Source organism: Candidatus Accumulibacter sp. ACC007 (genome assembly GCF_907163205.1).
In the GTDB taxonomy this organism is placed as follows: Bacteria; Pseudomonadota; Gammaproteobacteria; order Burkholderiales; family Rhodocyclaceae; genus Accumulibacter; species Accumulibacter regalis.
On sequence record NZ_CAJQUD010000008.1, the window covers coordinates 127,133 to 146,792 of the forward strand.

Here is a 19,660-nt window from a genome sequence, read left to right on the forward strand (position 1 = left end):
CAGTCGGCAGCTCGCGCTGCGGCGATGCCGATATTCTAAAGCATCGACGGCGACACGTCAGAGTCGGCGGCCTCCCGGAGCACTCCGGGGAGGGGCAACAGGCTGACGCCCGAAGCGCGTAGCGAAGCATGAATGGCGCTCGCCGCGGCCACCGCCTCGGCACCGTCGCCGTGCACGCAGATGCTGTGAAAATCGGTGCGGATCAACTGCCCGCCGAGGGTGACGATGCCGCCGCCGTCGACCATTCGGCGCACATGCGCGACGCATTCTTCGGCACTATGCAACACCGAGCCGACCTGACTGCGCGGCACCAGGTGGCCGTCCTCGCCGTAGGCACGATCGGCAAATATCTCGGCGGCGACGCGCAAGCCGACCGCTTCACCGGCCAGGGCCAGCTTCGACAACGCCGGTGCGAGCAGGATCAACGCCGGGTCGAGGCTGTGAATGGCGGCGACCACGCTGCTCGCCAGCGCCGCATCCTGGCAGGCCATGTTGTTCAGCGCGCCGTGCGGCTTGACGTGTGTCAGCCGCCCGCCTTCGGCCTGGGCGAGACCGCTCAAGGCGCCAATCTGGTAGATCAGCATCGCCTCCAGCTCGGCGGTCGGCAGCTGCATCGGCCGCCGCCCGAAACCCTGCAGGTCGGGAAACGACGGGTGCGCGCCGAGACTGACCCCGGCGGCAAGCGCCTGCCTGACCGTGCGCCGCATGACCAGGGGGTCGCCGGCGTGGAAGCCGCAGGCAATGTTGGCCGCGCCGACGATGGTCAGCAATTCGGCATCGCTGCCCATTTCCCAGATTCCGAAACTTTCACCCAGATCGGCGTTGAGATTGATCCTGCGGCTCATTGTTCTTCCTTCCCTGGAGGGTCCGCCAGCGCAACGGCGTCGTCCATCGCCTGTGCGTCGACCACCCCGCTGACCAGATTGGCGGCGTAGATCGCCTGCAGGTCGATCCCGCTCCGCTCGACCAGCGGCGCGATGGCAGCAAGCAGCGCCTGCACTGCAGCCTCGCGTTGGCGCGCGGCCTGTTCAGCGGCAGCCACCGACACCGATCTGAAATGCAGCACCTGGCCGGGCGCCATGACACCCAGGCGCGGCAGGTCCGCCGAGATCACGGTGGCGATCTTCGCATAACCTCCCGCCGTCTGGCCGTCGGCGAGAAGGACGATTGGCTGGCCCTGAGCGGGCACCTGAATCGACCCCGGTACGGTCGCGTCGGAAGTGATCTCGACGCCTTTCTCGCGACGATGTCTGAGCAGGGGACCGTCGAGTCGCATTCCCATGCGATCGGCCGCGGGGGAAACCTGGTAGGCGGCGCTCAGCAGGCAGGCGATCGACGCCGGCTCGAAGTAGTCGTCCTGCGGCCCGAGAACGACACGAATCGGCGCCGTATCAGGCAGTGGCGGCGCCGGCAGGCCCTTCTCGTCGCCGAAGCACTCGCCAACCAGCAAGCGCACGCCGGCGAGCAGCAGACCGCCATCGACGCCGCCCAGGCCGGCGCGGGCATAGGTCGAGGCGCTGCCGAGTTGCTGCGGCACGCGCATCCCGGCCAGCGCCAGGTAAGCCACCCTGCCTGCTGTCAGGTGCGTGCAGCGGAGCGTTTCGCCAGGGGCCAGGGTCACGCTGCGCCACGAGTCGAGGCGACGGCGCCCGCCCGCGGCGACGACTTCAGCACGGAAATAGCCGGCAAGGGCAAGGCGCACGGGGCGCTCCAGCGCGCGCAGCGACAACCCACCGCCGAGGAATTCGATCGCCGGCGCACCCTGCTCATTGCCCAGCAAGGCATTGGCCAGGCGCAGCCAGCCGGGCTCGAGTGCGCCGGCGGTCGGCACGCCGACCCGGCGCAGCCGGTGGCGACCCAGGTCCTGGATGCTGGCCATTGCGCCGGGGCTGACGACTTCCAGAACGGCACTCATCGCGCATCCCCGGCGGCGACCAGAAACGCGTCCGGCGGGGTTGGTGACGCGCGGCTTGCCGCCAGTTCGTCGAGCAACGAGCGATATTCGGCTGCGTCGACGGCACGGAAACTCACCCGGTCACCCGGCTGCAACAGTGCCGGCTGCGCCCAGGCCGGCGAGAACAGGGGCACCGGACAGGCGCCGATCAGGTGCCAGCCGCCCGGGCTCTCCCAGGGATAGATCGCGGTCAGCGTCCCGGCGGTGGCGACGCTGCCCGCCGGGACGCGCAGCCGCGGCTCGCTGCGCCGCGGCTGCGCAAGCACCTTGGGCAAATCACCCATGAACGCGAAGCCCGGCAGAAAGCCGAGCATGTAGACGTCGTAGGTGGTGGTCGAATGCAGCCTCAGCACCTCCTCCGACGGCAAGGCGCAGGCGGCCGCCAGCGCCTCCAGATCGGGACCACAGGCGGCGTTCTGGTCGCCGTAGCAGACCGGCAGTCGCCAGTGCCGGCCGACGGGGGGAATGGCGTCTTGGGACGACTCGCTGGCGGCACGCACAAGGGCTTCGATGGCGCTGCGCGTGGTCCGCAGCGGATCGTAGATCACGGTCAGCGAACGGAAGGTCGGCACGGTTTCGACGATGCCCGGCGCACGGCCGCTGGCCACCTGGCGAGCGATGGCCTGATCAAGCGCGGCGACCGCCGCCAGCAGGCGCCGATCGACGCCGTCGCCGAACTCGATGGTCACCGCCGTGTCGCCGACGTCGAGCATGCGCAAGCTCATCGTCGCACCCGGTCCCGGTCTGCTGCAGGAGCGGCAACGTCGCTGCGGCATGCCGGCGGCAGGTACGGAATGCTGCCGTGCGGACAGCGAACGAGGGCGCGCTTGCCTTCAGCGGCGCCCGCAGAATGCTCTGCTTTCATCGTCGTTGGAGCCTTGCGATGGTTGTCCTGCCCGGAATGGTACAAGAATCCGGCGCCGAACAGGCAGTACCAACAGGCAATACCCTATCCGCGAACCGCCTCTGCCCAGCAGTTGGGCGTCTCGTAGAGGCGCACGCGTTCGAGGCGCAAGTGATTGCCGTAGCTGTCGCGATAGACGGCGTCGAGAATCGCGAATGCTCGCTGGGCAAGGTTCTCGGCCGTCGGCACGCAATCGAACAGTACCGTCTTGTGTTCGGGCAGCGAATGCAGGAAGTCGACTACCGGCTGGTCGCCTGCCCAGGCGAGGAAGGCGTGATCCCAAAGGTCGACCAGATGGCGCATGGCCAGCGCCTTGACTTCGGAGAAGTCCATCACCATGCCGTTGGCCGGGTCCCCGCTCTGCTCGATGATCTCACCGCCAAGGGTGATCTCGAGCGCGTAGCGATGGCCGTGCAGGTGGCGGCACTGGCTCTTGTGGTCGGGGATGCGGTGGCCTGCGTCGAACTCCAGGCGGCGGGTGATAAGCATCTGAAAAGCGCGCAAAAAAGAGCCGCGATTATAGCACCGGCGACTTCGCGCCCGACGCCGAGGGAACGCCGCCATGCCTGGCAAAGCCCAGCGCCGGCGGCGTCGTCACCGGCCCCGCTGCTCAGTCGCTGACGGTGATCGGCAGCGGCGCCATTTCCTTGTACAGCAGCGGCAGCGGCGGCTTGCGTGAAATGGTGATGATCCGCGTCCCCGGCGGGTAGATCAGATGATAGGTGAGGAACATGTACGCATCGTCTGCAGCAAGCAGCAACTGGCGCAGGGCGGTGTAACCGGGATGTCCGAGAATATTCATCTCGGCGTAGGTGCGCTGGTTGAGGCGTACGAAGCGTTCACCAAGCTCGAGCGCGGGCTGTTGCGCGCCAAGCAATTCGTGGGTCAGAAAGCGCCGAATGTCGGGCAGGACGACAACGCCGACGCTGTCGGCGCCAAGCAGCCATTCGACGGCCCGGCCTTCGCCACCGGGATCAGGCGCGTGGTCGCCAAAAGCCTGGCACCAGCGGGGGATGAAAGCCGAATAGCGGCGAATTTTCTTTTCCATGGCTGGCGGACTCTAGCCTTCCTTTGCTGCCCGTTCGATGAGGCTGCCGACGACATCGGTATCCGAGACGAAGCCCTGCAGATCGTTGTTGTCGATCACCAGCACGCTTTTCACCGCGTACTGGATCATCAATCGCGCCAGATAGCGAACTTCCAGGTGCTGCGAAACCTGCAGCGCCGGCTTCTGCGCGATGTCATAGACGTTGAGCAGATCAATGTCGCCGTCGTCGGCAATCACCGCCCGGGCGACGTCGCGATAGGCGATCAGGCCATAGGCGTCACCGGAATGACGCTTCTCGACGACCAGCGACTTGACCCCGCTTTCCTTCATCACCATCAGCGCCTCGCGGACGGTAGCCAGCGGGTTGATCGTGACGACGCTTCTCTTCATTATTCCGGCAACCAACATTGCGAGAACTCCTTTACTCAATGGTCCTGGTCAGTAATCGAAAGGCGCCCAGGCGGCGCCGCGCAACCGCTTAAAGGCCGTCCTCGACTCCGCGACGGAAGAGCTTCATCTGCTCCAGCCCGATGCCGACGACGCTGCCCAGCGCAATCGAGAAAGCCAGGCCGCCACCCGGCAGATCAAGCTTCATCTGCAACTTGACCGCCCGCAGGATACGCATCGCCAGCTGCTGTTCCGTGACGCACAGCAGCAGCGACTCCTTGCGCTCCAGGCCGAGGCCGAGAAAGGTCTTGCGTTCGTTGTGCCGCAAGCCCTTGCCCTTGATGATCGTGATGCCGGTCGCTCCGGCCTGCTTGAGCAGTTCGACCGCGCTGTTTTCGTCCTCGTCGGGAACGATCAGCACGACAGCAGAGAATTTCATGAGGTTTGCTCCCTGACACGTTTCCTTGACTTGTGCAGCAAGGTGGCAATGATGCCGTAGGACATGACAATAATCATGGGCGTTAGCGAGGCAAAGGCGATCAGACCGAAGCCGTCGATCATCGGATCGCGCCCGGGCGTGCGCTCGGCGAGCCCGACGCCAAGTGCGGTGACCAGGGGCACGGTCACCGTCGACGTCGTCACGCCACCACAGTCGAAGGCGATCGGAATGATGAAGCGCGGCGCGATCTTGGTCATCGCAATCACCAGCAGGTAACCGGGGATCAGCCAGTAGGCAATCGGCGTCCCATCGACGATGCGCGCGCAGCCGATGACCAGGCCGACGCCGACGCCGATGGAAACCAGCGAGCGCAGCCAGAAACCCTTCAACTGGCCGAGGCTGACTTCGTCGGCCTTGATCGATAGCGCAATCAACGCCGGCTCGGCCATGGTCGTCGCAAAGCCGATCAGGAAACCGTAGAGATAGAGCACCCACATCGCCGCGCCGTCCTGCATCAGGCCGCTGGTCATTTCGTCGCCGAGCGGGAAGAGGCCAATCTGCAGGCCTTCGTCGAACAGATACAGGCCTACGGCAACGAAGAGCATGCCGACTGCCAGCCCCTTGGGGTCGGCGAGCGGCCGGCGCAGGACGACGAAGCTCGAGAAGAGAACGACGGCGATGATCGGCAGCAGGTTCTTGACCATGTTCAGGAAACTGAGGAGCATCGCCATGGCACCCAGATGGTGCTCATCGTCGCTCGGCATCATGATCACCGCCGTGCCATGTTCGGCGGGAACAAAGAACATGATGCCGTAGAGCTGGATGATGATCATTGGCGCGAGGGCGCCGAAGGCGATCAGGCCGAAGCCGTCGAGCATCGGATTGCGGCCGCGGATGGTCGCCGCCAGGCCGACGCCCATGGCCGTCAGCAGCGGTGCCGTGACCGTGGAAGCGACGACGCCGCCCGAATCGAAGGCCAGGCCGACCAGTTCCGGAGGGGATAGCGCCGTCAGACCAACGACGATCAGGTATCCGGGAATAAGGTACAGCGCGATCGGATGCCCGAGGACGATGCGCCAGACGCCAATCATGATCGCCAGGCCAACAGCCAGCGCCGCTACCATGCGCAGGGTCAGTGCCCCCATGCTGCCGCCGGAAACGGCCTCGGCCTTGTAGGCTACGGCCATCAGCGCCGGCTCGGCAGCCACCGAGGCGAAGCTGATGCAAAAGGCAAAGGCCATCAGCCACAGAAATGAGCCGCGGCGGGCAAAATCGAAGGCCATCGTCTCGCCGGCCGGGAAGATCGCCGCGTCCAGCCCCTTGACGAACAGCGCCAGGCCGATGAGGACAGCGGCAAATCCGCCCACCAGCGCGCCCAGGCTCTCCGGCATGCGCTGGATGAAGAAGGCCTGGAAAATGGCGACGACGATCAGCGTTGGTGCAAGATCCCTCCCGGCGTCCTGGAGGAGTTCCCGGATCAGGCGTGTCAGCGACCCCATGCGCGGGCTAGATCCCGGCGCCGGCCGGTAGCGGGCGGCACGACAGGTTTGCGGGGCGTTGGCGCAGTCGGGTCATCGGCTCACGGAGAAAAGGAGGTGGCGGGCCAGCGTTGGCATCGGGCCAAATCATGCCGCAGATCGCTACGCACAGCAAGCTGGCGGCATGAAAAGACGAACGCTGCCGGCCAAATCACATTCCTTGGGGCAAATCGCCCGCGCCGAAAAACTCGACCCATCTGGCATGCAGGCGACGGGCCGTGCGGCGAGCACGCTGGTCGACCCGCAAACTTCATGGCATGCGGAAGTATCCGTGCGCCTCGGCTTGGCTGGCGAACACATGCGCCGGCACCTGCCGCTTTTCAAGCTCCTCGGCCAGCTTGATGCGCAGGAAGGTGCTCGACGTGTAGCGGGTGACGTCGTGGTAATGACGATCCATCAGGCCCTTGACCATGTTGACGTAGTCGTCGACCAGTTCCGGAACGATCGAGAAGCGGTCGTAGTTGACGATCGCGTTGACCTTGTGGCCGAGCGGCGCCAAACGCTCTTCGACCGCTTGCCGAATGTGCTCGACGTCCGCCGCGCTCCGCACGCTCAAACCGGCAAAGTCGATGAAGAACAGATTCTTCTCTTTGTCGTACGAAAGGCGCTCGCTCATCGGCATGGCCAGCAGGTCCGGACGAATACCCATGGGCTGGTCAGCGAAGATGCGTGCGTCCATCAGCACGGGCGCGGAGTGCATCACCGGCACGAAGTCCATGCGTTCGAGGATGTCCTTGTGCAGATCTACGCCGGGAGCGATTTCGACCAGTTCGAGCCCTTCGGCACAGAGCCGGAAAACGCAGCGCTCGGTGACGTAGAGCACCGTCTTGCCCCATTTCACCGCCTGCTCGCCGCTGAAGGTACGGTGCTCGACGGCGGCGACGAACTTCGTCGCCTTGCCGTCTTCGAGAATGCGCAGCTTGCCGTCTTCGACGGCGACCTGAAGGTTCCCGGCAGTGAAGGTACCGACGAAAACGACCTTCTTGGCATTCTGCGAGATATTGATGAAGCCGCCCGCGCCGGCCAGACGCGGGCCGAACTTGGAAACGTTCAGGTTACCCTCGCGGTCGGCCTGCGCCAGACCGAGGAACGCAAGGTCGATGCCGCCGCCATCGTAGAAATCGAACTGGCTGGGCTGGTCGATGATCGCCTGGGCATTGGTCGCCGCGCCGAAACTGAGCCCGCCGGCCGGAATGCCGCCGATGACACCCGGCTCGGCGGTCAGCGTCAGCAGGTCGATGATCTGCTCCTCGGCGGCGACATTGGCCACCCCTTCCGGCATGCCGATACCCAGATTCACCACCGCGTTGGTGCGCAACTCGAGGGCCGCACGCCGGGCGATGATCTTGCGCTCGCTCATCGGCATCGCTTCGATGGCCGACATCGGCACCTTGATCTCGCCGGCGAAGGCCGGGCTGTACTGCTCGACGAAGGTCTGCATGTGGTATTCGGGTTTTTCGGCGACCACCACGCAGTCAACCAGGATGCCGGGAATCTTGACCTGGCGCGGGTTCAGCGTGCCGCGTTCGGCGATGCGCTCGACCTGCACGATGACCATCCCTCCCGAGTTCCTGGCGGCCATGGCAATCGCCTGTGCTTCGAGGGTCAGCGCCTCGCGTTCCATGCTCACGTTGCCGTCGGCGTCGGCGGTCGTGCCGCGAATGATGCCCACGTGGATCGGGAAGCACTTGTAGAAAAGGTACTCCTCGCCGTCGATTTCCATCAGCCGCACGAGTTCGACGGTCGTCTTTTCGTTCAGCTTGCCGCCACCAAAACGCGGATCGACGAAAGTTCCGAGTCCAACGCGGGTGATCGTTCCCGGCTTGCCCGCGGCGATGTCACGGAACATGTGCGTGATCACTCCCTGCGGCAGGTTGTAAGCCTCGATACGATTGGCCACCGCCAGTTGCTGCATCTTGGGAACCAGCCCCCAGTGGCCACCGACGACGCGCCTGAGCAAACCATCGTGCCCGAGGTGATTGAGACCGCGCTCCTTGCCGTCGCCCTGTCCGGCGGCATAAACCAGCGTCAGGTCGCGCGGGCTGCCGAGGCCGGAAGGATCAGCCTCGGCCGCATCGAGAAAGCGCTGTTCGAGAGCCACCGCGATATTCTCGGCAAAACCGATGCCGACGAAGCCGCTGGTGGCGATGGTGTCGCCGTCGTTGATCAGGCGCACCGCGGCGCTGGCCGAAACCACCTTGCCGGTATCGGAAACCCGCAGCGAAGCGGCCATGGGGTGACGGTCAAGCGACATGCTTGTCTCCTTTACGGGATGAGGACGGCCGGCGATCAAATGAATGCCGGCGGGCAGGTGGCGATGATAAGGCACGCGGCAGCGGACAAAGGTCACCGCGCCCCTCTTTTTCAGTGCTTCGTTGACCGCCGGCCGTCACCCTGGCCGCGGCCCTGCCCATGCTATACGCGCCAGCGTCGACACGCCCCGGCCAAACCAAGCAGGCCGATGGCAACCAGAGCCATCGTCCCCGGCTCGGGCACGTTCAAGGCGATCGGGGGCACAGGAGCCGTCCCGGGCCGGGGCACGTCCAAGGCGATCTGGAATATCCGCAGGTCGCCATCGAAGGACATGTAGATCGATCCATCCCGGTAGGCAAGGCCGTCCGGATCAGGCATGTGCCGGGGACTCTCCGAAGGAACCACCTGGACAGAATAGACTTCATTGGTCAGGCCAAAATAGTCGCTGCTGTCGCCCAGGAAAAGATCGGCCAGGTCGATCGACTCGGTAATGCGCTCGAGGGCGAGATCGAAGATGTGTAACTGGTGGGTGCTGTAGTCGCCGACCAGCAGGCGATGGTCGTCGAGCGCCTCAAGCCCGAGAGCATAGGCGCCAAGGGAGAACTGCCTGCCGAGCAGGGCTCTGAGCGGATCAAACTCGACAATCCTGCCGCTGCCCCCACAGCTGACGTAAACCTGTCCATTGACTGACGCAGCACCTTCCACACCATCACAGAGCGCCGGCGGCAGCGAGAAACTCCAGTCTGGCAGTTGTGGCGTACTGAGCGTTGGCGTGAACGCCCAGATTACGTCATTCAGAGCAAAGCCACGCGCCCTCACGGCGCGGAAATTCTCGCCGACGATCAGTTGCGCACCGGCAGCGCCGAGGGCAACGGGATTGGCGACCGGAATGCCGAAGACCGACACGTGATTATCGGCAATCACTTCGGCCACCGTATTGCTGGCCAGGTCGAGCCGCCACAACTCCCTTCTGGCGTCCGTTGGATTGGGCGCGATCGACGCCCAGAGACTTCCGTCGCTGGTGAACGCCAGGCCCTCGAACTCATGGACCAGGGACGGAAACTCCCTTTGCGGAGAAGGCAAGCCACTGACCAGATAGCGGTAGTCATGGATCGCGGTCAGCACAGCCGCCTGCGCGGCGCTTGCGACAGTCAGCAGCCCGAGCCCAAACAGCAAGCCGCTGCGACCGATCCGAAACGTCTCTCCTATTGCTGCCGTCCCCTCTGCGAATCGCCACATATCCCCTCTCCTCATCGCCACCAACGTCAATGGAAAAAGCAAGCCTGCGAACCCGTGACGGCCGCCGAGAAGCCGACGCTCGCCACCACTACCCCAGCGCAGGACAGGGCCTTGCCGTTGCCAAGCTGCGGCTGCAGCGCGCCAAGCCCTTGTAATGACACAGAAACAGTATAGACCAGCGACCACGACGACGCCGGAACTCCGCAGCGCGCGTCCCCCGCCCACTTGCTGCCGTCCCGTCGCTCAGACGGGCATCTCGGGAAGCAGCGGCCCCAGTTCCTCTTCACGCCCGACGTCGCGCACCAGCCTGGCGGCGAGCCTGGCGTCAAAATCGACCAGGCGTCCGACGACCTCCTCGACCTGTTGCGGACGCGCCGCGCGATGACAGGCCATTCCCCACAGATAGTAAGCCTCGCCGTGCATGGGTTGCAGTTCGACCGAACGTGCAAATGCCTCCGCTGCAGCAGCGTGTTCGCCAAGACGAGCGTGCGCCAGACCCATCCCGTACCAGGCCCGGTCGATCCCCGGTTTGCGGCGAACCGCCTCGGCAAAGGCGGCAATCGCCGCGCGCGGATCGCCGGCCTGCTCGCAGACAAAACCATGGTTGTAATGCATCTCGGCGTCTTCGGGCGCCAGACGCAGGCATTCGACAAACCATTCCCCGGCGAGCGCGTAACGCGCCCTCTCGGCCGCGATGCACGCCAGATGGTGCGCCGACGACAGGTCGTCTGGCCGCAGGCGATGGGCGATCAGATACTCGGCAAACGCCTTTTCGTCGCGCCCGAAGAAGCGCCACAGCCGGGCGCGGGCATAATGTCGCCAATACTCGAAATTCATCTGCACACGCCACCGCAGCAAGGCCGAGAAGATAACGCCAAGATACCATGAGCCATCCCGATCTGTTCGTCGTATCCATATTGCGTGCGCTGGTCGAAGTCGCCCTGCTCTCACTGCTCGGACAAGGCGCCGTCGGCCTGCTCTCCGGCGCCAGACGCGCCGGCAATCCGATCTATCGGCTTTTCCAGGTGGTCACCCGGCCGGTCGTCCGCCTGGTTCGCTGGCTGACGCCGAAGGTGGTTGTCGACCGCCACGTCCCCGTCGTCGCCTTCTTCCTGATGTTCTGGCTGTGGATCGTGCTCGCCTACGTCAAGCGGGTCCTGTGCGAACTGCACGGACTGGCCGGCTGCTGAGGCCGGTGAGTCTCGCCAGAGCCGCCTGCGTGGTCGTGAAAAAAAGCCACGGAAGATTGCCGGGTTCGCGCCACGAGCGAGCGCGCCAACCCGCTACTCCCACACCGGCTGACTGAACCGCAGCCGCATGTCGTCGGGAATCGGCTCGACCTTCAGGCGGTTGTATTGATCCGCAATGCGCTGGTAGCTGCCATCGGCCTTCACCTCCTCAAGGGCCTTCCGCCATTTCTGCACTTCGGCATCGGGCAGGTCTTTCGATCCGGCGAGATAGATCTCGCTCTGGCGCACGATCTCGCCGAAGTTGAGCGCCTCGAGGTTGGCGCCGACTTCGCGCATGCCGTAGATGACCATCAGCCGCGGCGCGAGCCAGGCATCGATCCGCCGTTGCTGCATCAGGCGCGCGTTCATCCACTCCTCGCGATGGGGCCGGATGCGCTTGAAACCTCGTTCCTCGAGCAGTGCCTCGGCGCCAGAGTTGCTGAGCACGCCGATCGGGCGATCCTTGACCTTGTCCAGGCCCGACACATCGATGCCGGCGCCGCCGACAACGACCAGATCGTCGGTGTAGATCTTCGCCAGCCAGCTGTACTTGGCTTCCCGCTCGGGACTGCGGGTCAGGGCGAGTATGCCGATGTTCGGCTGGGTTTGAGCGATCCGCTGCGCCGCGTCCCAGGGCATGAACTCGATGACGCCGCTGTGGCCGGCGCGCTTGGCCATTTCGCTCACCAGCTCAAAAACGAAGCCTTGCTTGACGCCAGGCGTCTCGGTAACGCTGACTGGCGGGATCTGGAAAGTGTAGGGCGGAAGCTCCGCAGCCAGCAAACGCAGTTCGTCCGCCCTCGCCTGCGCCCGCGCGCCGGAGTGCGGCGCCAGGGCAAGCGAGGCGGCAAGGAAAGCGAAAAGAATACGCACCAGCGTTCTCCTCAGAAAGTGCCGAACATGCCGTTGAGAACGATTACCAGCAGCATCGCCACCAGCGGGAAAGCCACCGCGACCATGAAGATGTCGAAGTACGACTGCTTGTGATTCAACCGGCAAATAGCCAGCAGGGTGATCACGGCACCGTTGTGTGGCAGCGCGTCGAGGCCTCCCGAAGCGAGCGCGGCAACGCGGTGCAGGATTTGCGGCGTGATGCCTGCCGCCTGCGCCAGCTCGAGGTAGGTCTGCCCGACAGCCTGCAACGCAATGCTCATGCCACCGGAAGCCGATCCGGTAATGCCGGCAAGGACGTTGACCACGATCGCCAGCCCAATAACCGGGTTGTCGGTGAGCGCCATCAGCCAGTCCCTGATGATTATGAACGATGCCAGGCTGGCGATCACCCCGCCGTAGGCGACCTCGGAACCGACGTTGAGAATCGGCAGCATCGAACCGAGCGCGCCATCGGTCAGTGATTGGCGAACGTTGCGGAAACGCTTCCAGGTCAGAGCAATCAGCACCACGCAGGCGATCAGCATCGCCAGAATGATCGCCCAGGTACCGCCGACAGCGGAGACCGTCGTCTTGCCGTATTTGGGCAGCGCCAGGTAGTCGGTGTCCATCGCCGGGATGATGTACTTGCTGAAAATGAAGTTGAGCACCAGGACCAGAAGAACCGGGATGACCGCCACCGTGAATGACGGCATGTCACCGGCGGGCATCGACGCTGGGTCGCCCGCGACGGCGGCCGGCTCGTCGTCACCGTAACCTTCGCCGGCATTGCGCGCGCGCCGCGCACGCATCATCAGCCAGGCACTGCCGCAACCGAACATCACCAGCCCGGCGATGATGCCCAAACCCGGCGCGGCGAAGGCGTCGGTATGGAAATACGGCATCGGGATGGCGTTCTGGATCGCCGGAGAACCTGGCAATGCCGACATTGTGAAGGTGAACGAGCCGAGCGCTATGGCCGCCGGGATCAGTCGTTTCGGCAGGTTGCCTTCACGGAACATCTGGATGGCGACCGGGAAAACCGCGAAAGCGACGACGAAAAGCGAGACGCCGCCATAGGTGAGGACGCCGCAGGCGAGAATGATGGCGATGATCGCGCGTTCCTTGCCGGTCCACTCGACGATCTTGTGGGCGATGGTCCGTGCGCAACCGGAGTCGTCCATCAGCTTGCCGAAGACCGCACCGAGCAGGAACAGCGGGAAGAACTTGATCAGGTAATTGCCCAGTGCGGGCATGAAGACCTGCGTGTAGGTGGCGATGATCGGCGCATCGAGCCCGCCGAAGAGCAGTCCGACCATGGCGCAGATGGGCGCAATGATGATCACGTTCCAGCCGCGATAGGCGAGAGCGATCAGCAGCACCAGTGATAGTACAATTCCCAGGATACCGAACACAGGCACCTCCGTAGTGTGATTATTGAACGCCATCGCGCTGCGAGGCGCAGTATCTACCTGTTTCTCGCGCCCGGTCAATCGCAAGTTTAGCCAACTAAAATATTGAACCTTAATGGTTCCGACATGTCGAGCTGGCCCTGAGAATTGAGGCTTCGACCCTTACCGGCACTGGCATTGTGGTGGATATCACTCGTCTTCGCCTTTACGAATCTGGCAACATAACTGACACAATAATGCTGTTCGGAAGTCTGCAAGCCGCTTCCAGCCCCCGACCGGCGCGGCCGTTGCGTTGCGCGAAGGCTTGCGCCAACATAGCCACCCACAGCTTCTGAAACGCGACATGCGGTAGCACGCCGATCACCTTCCACAACGCCCTTCCGCCCCATGTTCCCGACCGAATTCACCCTCGCCCTGCGCCCGCACCCCGCCACTCCCGCCTCCGTCGTGCGCAGCATCGACGTGCACGCCGCACTGCGCACCGACGGACATCTCGAACTGGCGTGGTGCCTGCGCGGCGACATGGTGCGCTTGCTGATTCCGGAGCCGCGCACGCCGGACTGCGCCGACGGCCTGTGGGAACACACCTGCTTCGAGGCTTTCGTCGGCGTCGCGGGCGATTCCGCCTACCGCGAGTTCAACTTCTCGCCATCCGGTCAATGGGCAAGCTATGCCTTCTCGGGCTACCGGCAGCGAGACGAAGCGGTCCGCTGCTTCAGCGCACCCCAGATCGTCGCCAGACGGTTCGCCGGCCGGCTCGAAATCGAGGCCGTCGTTGCGCCCGAGGATCTGCCGCCGATGGCGGCCGCAGCGACGCTGGAGGTGGGTCTGGCGGCAGTCGTCGAAGCCGCCGACACCGTCGATGGCTGCCACAGCTACTGGGCGCTGCGCCACCCCGCGCCCTTGCCCGACTTTCACCGCCGCGACGGTTTCGCCCTCGAACTGCCGCCGCGGTCGTCTTCGTCCCCGTCGTCTCCTGCCTGAAGGAAAGTCGCATGCCCGCCATCGAGTTCGGACTCGACCGCCTGCTCAAGGAGGCACAGCTGCGCAAGCCGCTGCTCGGCCGCCGTGTCGCACTCGTCGCCCACCCGGCGTCGGTCAGCGCCGACCTGACACACGCCCTAGACGCCCTGGCCACGCTGCCCGGCCTGCGGCTGAGCGCGGCCTTCGGGCCGCAACACGGGCTGCGCGGCGACAAGCAGGACAACATGGTCGAATCGCCCGACTTCGTCGACCCGGAGCACGGCATCCCGGTGTTCAGCCTCTACGGCGACGTGCGCCGTCCGACGCCGGCGATGATGGGCAGCTTCGACGTCCTGCTGATCGACCTGCAGGACCTTGGCTGCCGCATCTACACCTTCATCACCACCCTGCGCTACCTGCTCGAAGCCGCGGCCGAGCACGGCAAGGAGGTGTGGATACTCGACCGCCCGAACCCGGCCGGCCGCCCGCTGGAGGGATTGCTGCTGCGCCCGGGCTGGGAAAGCTTTGTCGGCGCCGGACCGCTGCCGATGCGCCACGGCCTGACGATGGGCGAGCTGGCGAGCTGGTTCATCGCCACGCTTGACCTCGACGTCGACTGCACGGTCATCGCCATGCACGGCTGGGCACCCGCCGCGGCGCCCGGCTACGGTTGGCCAGGCGACCAGCGCAGCTGGATCAACCCCAGCCCGAACGCGCCGAACGTGTCGATGGCGCGCTGCTACGCCGGCACGGTCATGCTCGAAGGCACGACACTCTCCGAAGGGCGCGGAACGACGCGCCCACTGGAGCTTTTTGGCGCGCCCGACATCGACGCCGGCCAGCTGCTGAGGACCATGAACGCACTGGCGCCGGACTGGCTGCTCGGCTGCCGGCTGCGCGCCTGCTGGTTCGAACCGACCTTCCACAAGCACGCCGGCAGGCTCTGCCAGGGAATACAGATTCACGTCGACAACGCCCACTACCAGCACGCCTGGTTCCGCCCGTGGCGCCTGCAGAGCCTGGCCTTCAAGGCGCTGCGCCAGGTGCAGCCGGACTACCCCCTGTGGCGCGATTTCGCCTACGAATACGAACACCAGCGCCTGGCCATCGACCTGATCAACGGCTCGCCGCTGCTGCGTGAGTGGGTCGACGACCCGGCGGCAACCCCGGCCGACCTCGACGCGCTGACCCGCGCCGACGAAGACGCCTGGGAAGACGCGCGCAAGGCCTTCCTGCTCTACTGATGCCGGCCGCTGGCGCACCGCCCGATGCGTCGCCGCAGCGCCGTATCGCCCATCTCGACATGGACGCCTTCTATGCCTCCGTAGAGTTGCTGCGCTACCCGGAGTTGCGCGGCCTGCCGGTGGTCATCGGCGGCAGTCGTGCGCAGCAGCCGCTGCTGCTCGCCGACGGCGAGCGGCGTTTTGCGCGCCTGCGCGACTACGCCGGCCGCGGCGTGATCACCACCGCCACCTACGAAGCGCGTGCCCTGGGCGTTTTTTCGGCGATGGGAATCATGAAGGCAGCCAGACTGGCACCCGAGGCAATCCTCCTGGCGGTCGATTTTCCCGCCTACCGGCACTACTCGCGCCTCTTCAAGGCCGCCGTCGCGCAGGTCGCGCCACAGATCGAAGACCGTGGCATCGACGAAATCTACATCGACCTGAGCGCGCTCGCCGAAGACACGCGCGCCCTCGCGCAGCGCATCAAGGACGCCGTACGCGCCGCTACCGGGCTGTCGTGCTCGATCTGCGTCGCCGCCAACAAGCTGCTCGCCAAGATCGGCTCCGATCTCGACAAGCCGGACGGATTGACGCTGCTCGACGCGGAGGACCTCGGACAGCGCATCTGGCCACTGCCCGCGCGCAAGATCAACGGCATCGGCCCGAAAGCCAGCGCGCGGCTGGCGACGCTGGGCATCCACTGCATCGGCGATCTGGCGCAGGCCGACGCCACCTTCCTGCAGCAGCACTTCGGCCGCAGCTACGGCCGCTGGCTGCTTGCCGCCGCGCACGGCATCGACGAACGACCGCTGAGCACCTCGTCCGAGCCGAAATCGATCAGCCGCGAAACGACCTTCGAACGCGACCTTCATCCGCGCGCCGATCGCCAGACGCTGAGCGGAATTTTCACCGCGCTATGCACACAGGTCGCCGAGGACCTGCGCCGCAAGGACTACCAGGGGCGGACGATCGGCGTCAAGCTGCGTTTCGCCGACTTCCAGACCGTCACCCGAGATCTGACGCTGCCCGCCGCCATCGACGACGCGCAGGCGATCCGCCGCGCCGCCGGCGAATGCCTGCGCCGCGTGCCGCTCGACCGCAGGCTGCGCCTGCTCGGGGTACGGGTCAGTGCGCTGTCGGCGCGCCGTACAGCCGAGGATCGTGCGCCAGCGCGGCAGCAAGAGCTGCTGTTCGCCGACTCGGTCGAGACGCCGATCGACTGATCCGAGCATTTGTCGCACCGCCGCGCACCCGACACACTCCGCGGCCCGAAGCTGAGTGCCGTCAACTCAGCGCTTGAGTGTTTGCTCACGAAGCGGCGGCAGCCTCGGTCACTGGTCGCCCGCGCTGCCTGGGATCCGAGAAATCGATAGCGATCACCTCCAGCGCATCAACCTCTTCGGGTAACTTCGTCTGCAGGGCCGCTGCGTGTGCCACGACGCGTCTCACCAACTCGTCAAAACCGATCAGGTCACCGCTGTCCGGCTCTTTCCATTGTCGCAGGGGATCGGTATTGCCGAGCACATATATCCCGTAGCGAACACTGGCCGGGCGCAAGTACTGGCCCACCAGCTCTTGGCTTGGTCACCATAGACTCCCCAAAAGGGTTCGTTTGTTCAAGTTCTCCGAGGGGGGTCACCTGCTCGTTCATGCGCGACGCGGCTCAATCAGGACAGAGCAGACGGACGATGGCTCGCCAGCCAGCTTCGCAACAGATCCTGAAGCGCGCGAGCCGTGGCCAGCAGGTCATCAGCCTCGCCGGCGCTGGCTTCGGCCATGCCTCCGTATTCGGACGCGTTGCGCCGGGTATGGTAGCGATCGAGGGTGATCCAGATTTGCGGCGGGGCTTTGACGGTGATCGCCAGGGTCTGGAAAACCACGGCTCGATGGCCACGCCCGCTATCGGGGCGGTAGCCGCTGGCGCGCAAGGCAGCGAAAGCCAGAGCGTGTGCCGCATCGCAGGCAAGCATGAAACGGCCCGGCGGACTCAGCGAGGGAATGCCCGCGTCGGCCAGGTAGATGGCAGCCTTGCGCAGAGCAGTGGCGATTTCGTCGTCGGAAGGGGGTTCCAGTTTGAGCTGGCCGATACGCACGAGGTTTTCAAGAGCACTCACGACGCCACAGTCGGGTCAAGCGCGCCCCAAAGCGTAATCAGCTCACCCGCCAGGACGTTCTTCAAGAAGTAGTCGTCATTCTGACGCTTGCGCCGGTACTCCTCGACGCTCATCAGCGTCGGCGATATTCGCATGCCAAGCGCTTCTTCTGCCGCGTGCAGGGGAACGGCCAGTTCGGAGAGGCGCACTTCGCCGATAAGCAGCAGATCGACGTCGCTGTCGGCGCGCTGTTCTCCTCTGGCTACCGAACCAAAAACGATCGCGCACTGAATGCGGCTCGCGACCGGCTCGAGACAAGCGCGCAGTCGGTCGGCAATTCCAAAGGACTTGCCGACCAGGCCGACGAGTTCCGGATACACCGCCGCGTCTGGATTGGCGCGATAGAAAACGAGGTTTCCGCGCGGCTCGCGGAGAATCAGTCCGGCGCCGGTCAGGCGCTCCAGGTCCTTGTGGACCTGGCTACCGCCAGTCCCCACGCGTCGGACGATTTCGCGCGTGTAGAAAGAGTTTCCCGGCTGCCCGAAGAGCAGCGCCAGCACCCCGCTCAGCGTTCGGCTGAACAAGGCATTGGAAACTCCGTTGTTGGCAAGGTTTGACATGGGCGGCATAGACCTGAAAACAGGTCGATCGTACCTCATTCAGGTTCATTACGAAATACTCGCGGCACCGACCGTAAGGAAAGCCAGCGAGCTGCCGGCGGTGAGCCGCGACTCGTCGGCGCGAAGCTCAGCGATTCACCGCGCCCATCATGTTCGCCGGGTAGCGCTCGCCGGCGGCGACGTTGATCGGGAAGGCCTCGTCGAGCGCAGCCAGATGCGCGGGCGTCAGGCGAACGGCGAGCGCGCCGACGTTGTCGTCAAGATACTTGCGCCGCTTGGTACCGGGGATCGGTACGATGTCGTCGCCCTGCGCAAGGACCCAGGCCAGCGCGAGCTGGGCCGGAGTACAGCCGATCTCCGCGGCCAGCGCCCGGACCCGGTCGACCAGCGCCAGATTGCGCGCGAAGTTCTCACCCTGGAAGCGCGGGCTCGAACGCCGGTAGTCGTCGGCGGCGAAATCCTCGGGTCGCTTGAGCGCACCGGTAAGAAAGCCCCTGCCGAGCGGGCTGTACGGAACCAGGCCGACGCCAAGCCGCCGGCACGCCGCCAGCACCTCCGCCTCGGGGTCACGCGACCACAAGGAATACTCGCTCTGCAAGGCAGTGACGGGGTGCACCCGGCAGGCGCGTTCGAGCGTGCTGGCGGACGCTTCGGACAGGCCGAGGTAGCGCACCTTGCCGGCGTGGACGAGTTCGGAAAGCGCGCCGACCGTTTCCTCGATCGGCACCCTGGGGTCGACCCGATGCTGGTAATAGAGATCGATGGTCGTCACACCGAGGCGCCGCAGACTGCCTTCGACCGCACTGCGCACGTACTCGGGGCGGCTGTCGAATCCGCGCACCGACGCATCGTTCGGGTCGCGCAGGATACCGAACTTGGTCGCCAGGAAGACCTCGTTTCGCCGCCCCTTGATCGCCCGCCCGACCAGTTCCTCGTTGGTATGCGGGCCGTAGATGTCGGAAGTGTCGAGAAAGTTGATGCCCAGGTCGAGTGCGTGGTGGATGGTGGCGATCGATTCGCCGTCATCGCGCCCGGCGTAGAAATCGCTCATGCCCATGCAACCCAGACCAAGCGCCGATACCTGCGGGCCGTCGCGGCCCAGTTGTCGCATTTTCATCGCAGTCTCCGGTACAAGGAAAAGCATAGGCTAGCACTTGCCACTCGCTCGTCAAGCGACGGTCTTCGCGCCGAGGACGCCGCCCCGCCCGCCGCGCAGCAGCGGCACATTCGACGGCGCAGCGCTGGTTGCGCTGACGCGTCCCGGCACTCGCTCAGTTTGCCGTCGACAAAGATTGTGCTGGCCGATCGGTTGAATCCGTCTATATTTAAGCCCCTCGATTCAGACAGTCGATCACTTGACAGCGACGCGCGGCCGCTGAGCCATGCCGAAGACTACTGGCTGAACCAGGGCGTTCGCGGCGTACCGGCAATGATCTGCAAGCGTCGCCACCTACTGACCGGTGCGCAAGGGGTCGAAAACTACAGGCG

At 65.0% G+C, this 19,660-nt stretch carries 21 protein-coding genes; 4 read left to right on the forward strand and 17 right to left on the reverse strand.

Features of this window, described 5'->3' with window-relative positions; translation table 11 throughout:
- Positions 1-35 precede the first annotated feature (35 nt).
- The 11 genes from QZ634_RS16655 to QZ634_RS16705 all read right to left on the reverse strand — a co-directional run bounded on the left by QZ634_RS16655 (position 36) and on the right by QZ634_RS16705 (position 10,599).
- Complete coding sequence (locus tag QZ634_RS16655) at positions 36-845, reverse strand: 5-oxoprolinase subunit PxpA (RefSeq protein ID WP_291990334.1); 810 nt, start codon at positions 843-845, stop codon at positions 36-38.
- Positions 842-1,915: a biotin-dependent carboxyltransferase family protein gene (locus tag QZ634_RS16660; RefSeq protein ID WP_291990336.1), complete on the reverse strand. Its 1,074-nt coding sequence runs from the start codon at positions 1,913-1,915 to the stop codon at positions 842-844. The genes QZ634_RS16655 and QZ634_RS16660 overlap by 4 nt, the downstream gene beginning before the upstream one ends.
- Entirely contained in the window at positions 1,912-2,679 is a 768-nt protein-coding gene (pxpB, locus tag QZ634_RS16665) for a 5-oxoprolinase subunit PxpB (RefSeq protein ID WP_291990338.1), read from the reverse strand. Before pxpB ends, QZ634_RS16660 begins: the two co-directional genes overlap by 4 nt.
- A gap of 224 nt (positions 2,680-2,903) precedes the next feature.
- A complete protein-coding gene (locus tag QZ634_RS16670; RefSeq protein ID WP_291990340.1) occupies positions 2,904-3,347 on the reverse strand; it encodes a 6-carboxytetrahydropterin synthase in 444 nt (147 codons plus the stop codon).
- A 121-nt stretch (positions 3,348-3,468) separates the two neighbouring features.
- On the reverse strand, positions 3,469-3,906 hold the full coding sequence (locus QZ634_RS16675; RefSeq protein WP_043562996.1) for a hypothetical protein: 438 nt from the start codon (positions 3,904-3,906) through the stop codon (positions 3,469-3,471).
- Positions 3,907-3,918: 12 nt separating this feature from the next.
- The gene (locus QZ634_RS16680; protein WP_043562994.1) at positions 3,919-4,314 is read right to left on the reverse strand and encodes a CBS domain-containing protein; all 396 of its coding nucleotides are present in this window, start codon (positions 4,312-4,314) and stop codon (positions 3,919-3,921) included.
- A gap of 70 nt (positions 4,315-4,384) precedes the next feature.
- The gene (locus QZ634_RS16685; protein ID WP_291990342.1) at positions 4,385-4,732 is read right to left on the reverse strand and encodes a hypothetical protein; all 348 of its coding nucleotides are present in this window, start codon (positions 4,730-4,732) and stop codon (positions 4,385-4,387) included.
- On the reverse strand, positions 4,729-6,231 hold the full coding sequence (locus QZ634_RS16690; RefSeq protein ID WP_291990344.1) for a DUF1538 domain-containing protein: 1,503 nt from the start codon (positions 6,229-6,231) through the stop codon (positions 4,729-4,731). The genes QZ634_RS16685 and QZ634_RS16690 overlap by 4 nt, the downstream gene beginning before the upstream one ends.
- Positions 6,232-6,520: 289 nt before the next feature.
- Positions 6,521-8,524, reverse strand: coding sequence for an acyl CoA:acetate/3-ketoacid CoA transferase (locus tag QZ634_RS16695; RefSeq protein WP_291990346.1), 2,004 nt, complete (start codon positions 8,522-8,524; stop codon positions 6,521-6,523).
- Positions 8,525-8,685: 161 nt separating this feature from the next.
- Positions 8,686-9,762, reverse strand: coding sequence for a PEP-CTERM sorting domain-containing protein (locus QZ634_RS16700; RefSeq protein WP_291990348.1), 1,077 nt, complete (start codon positions 9,760-9,762; stop codon positions 8,686-8,688).
- Between the two features lie 243 nt (positions 9,763-10,005).
- Complete coding sequence (locus tag QZ634_RS16705; RefSeq protein WP_291990351.1) at positions 10,006-10,599, reverse strand: tetratricopeptide repeat protein; 594 nt, start codon at positions 10,597-10,599, stop codon at positions 10,006-10,008.
- Between the two features lie 47 nt (positions 10,600-10,646).
- Here QZ634_RS16705 and QZ634_RS16710 point away from each other — a divergent pair, with 47 nt between their 5' ends.
- Positions 10,647-10,952: a hypothetical protein gene (locus QZ634_RS16710; RefSeq protein WP_291990353.1), complete on the forward strand. Its 306-nt coding sequence runs from the start codon at positions 10,647-10,649 to the stop codon at positions 10,950-10,952.
- Positions 10,953-11,045: 93 nt separating this feature from the next.
- On the opposite strand, the gene QZ634_RS16715 is transcribed toward QZ634_RS16710, so the two are convergent.
- Positions 11,046-11,864 carry a transporter substrate-binding domain-containing protein gene (locus tag QZ634_RS16715; protein WP_291990355.1) on the reverse strand — a complete coding sequence of 273 codons (819 nt, stop codon included), beginning with the start codon at positions 11,862-11,864 and terminating at the stop codon, positions 11,046-11,048.
- A gap of 11 nt (positions 11,865-11,875) precedes the next feature.
- On the reverse strand, positions 11,876-13,276 hold the full coding sequence (locus tag QZ634_RS16720) for a GntP family permease (RefSeq protein WP_291990357.1): 1,401 nt from the start codon (positions 13,274-13,276) through the stop codon (positions 11,876-11,878).
- A 384-nt stretch (positions 13,277-13,660) separates the two neighbouring features.
- Between QZ634_RS16720 and QZ634_RS16725 the strand changes: the two genes are divergently transcribed.
- Genes QZ634_RS16725 through dinB form a run of 3 tightly spaced genes read left to right on the forward strand, consistent with a single transcriptional unit; the run spans position 13,661 to position 16,682 of the window.
- Positions 13,661-14,257 carry a DOMON-like domain-containing protein gene (locus QZ634_RS16725; protein ID WP_291990359.1) on the forward strand — a complete coding sequence of 199 codons (597 nt, stop codon included), beginning with the start codon at positions 13,661-13,663 and terminating at the stop codon, positions 14,255-14,257.
- 11 nt (positions 14,258-14,268) lie between these two features.
- The gene (locus tag QZ634_RS16730) at positions 14,269-15,480 is read left to right on the forward strand and encodes a DUF1343 domain-containing protein (protein ID WP_291990361.1); all 1,212 of its coding nucleotides are present in this window, start codon (positions 14,269-14,271) and stop codon (positions 15,478-15,480) included.
- Complete coding sequence (gene dinB, locus QZ634_RS16735) at positions 15,480-16,682, forward strand: DNA polymerase IV (protein ID WP_291990363.1); 1,203 nt, start codon at positions 15,480-15,482, stop codon at positions 16,680-16,682. The genes QZ634_RS16730 and dinB overlap by 1 nt, the downstream gene beginning before the upstream one ends.
- An 85-nt stretch (positions 16,683-16,767) precedes the next feature.
- Here dinB and QZ634_RS16740 read toward each other — a convergent pair whose 3' ends face one another.
- From QZ634_RS16740 to QZ634_RS16755, 4 genes are all read right to left on the reverse strand, one after another.
- A complete protein-coding gene (locus tag QZ634_RS16740; protein WP_291990365.1) occupies positions 16,768-17,028 on the reverse strand; it encodes a hypothetical protein in 261 nt (86 codons plus the stop codon).
- A 98-nt stretch (positions 17,029-17,126) separates the two neighbouring features.
- Complete coding sequence (locus QZ634_RS16745) at positions 17,127-17,573, reverse strand: hypothetical protein (RefSeq protein WP_291990367.1); 447 nt, start codon at positions 17,571-17,573, stop codon at positions 17,127-17,129.
- Entirely contained in the window at positions 17,570-18,172 is a 603-nt protein-coding gene (locus tag QZ634_RS16750) for a nucleotidyltransferase domain-containing protein (protein WP_291990370.1), read from the reverse strand. Before QZ634_RS16750 ends, QZ634_RS16745 begins: the two co-directional genes overlap by 4 nt.
- Positions 18,173-18,299: 127 nt before the next feature.
- A complete protein-coding gene (locus QZ634_RS16755) occupies positions 18,300-19,289 on the reverse strand; it encodes an aldo/keto reductase (RefSeq protein ID WP_291990372.1) in 990 nt (329 codons plus the stop codon).
- Between the last annotated feature and the right edge of the window lie 371 nt (positions 19,290-19,660).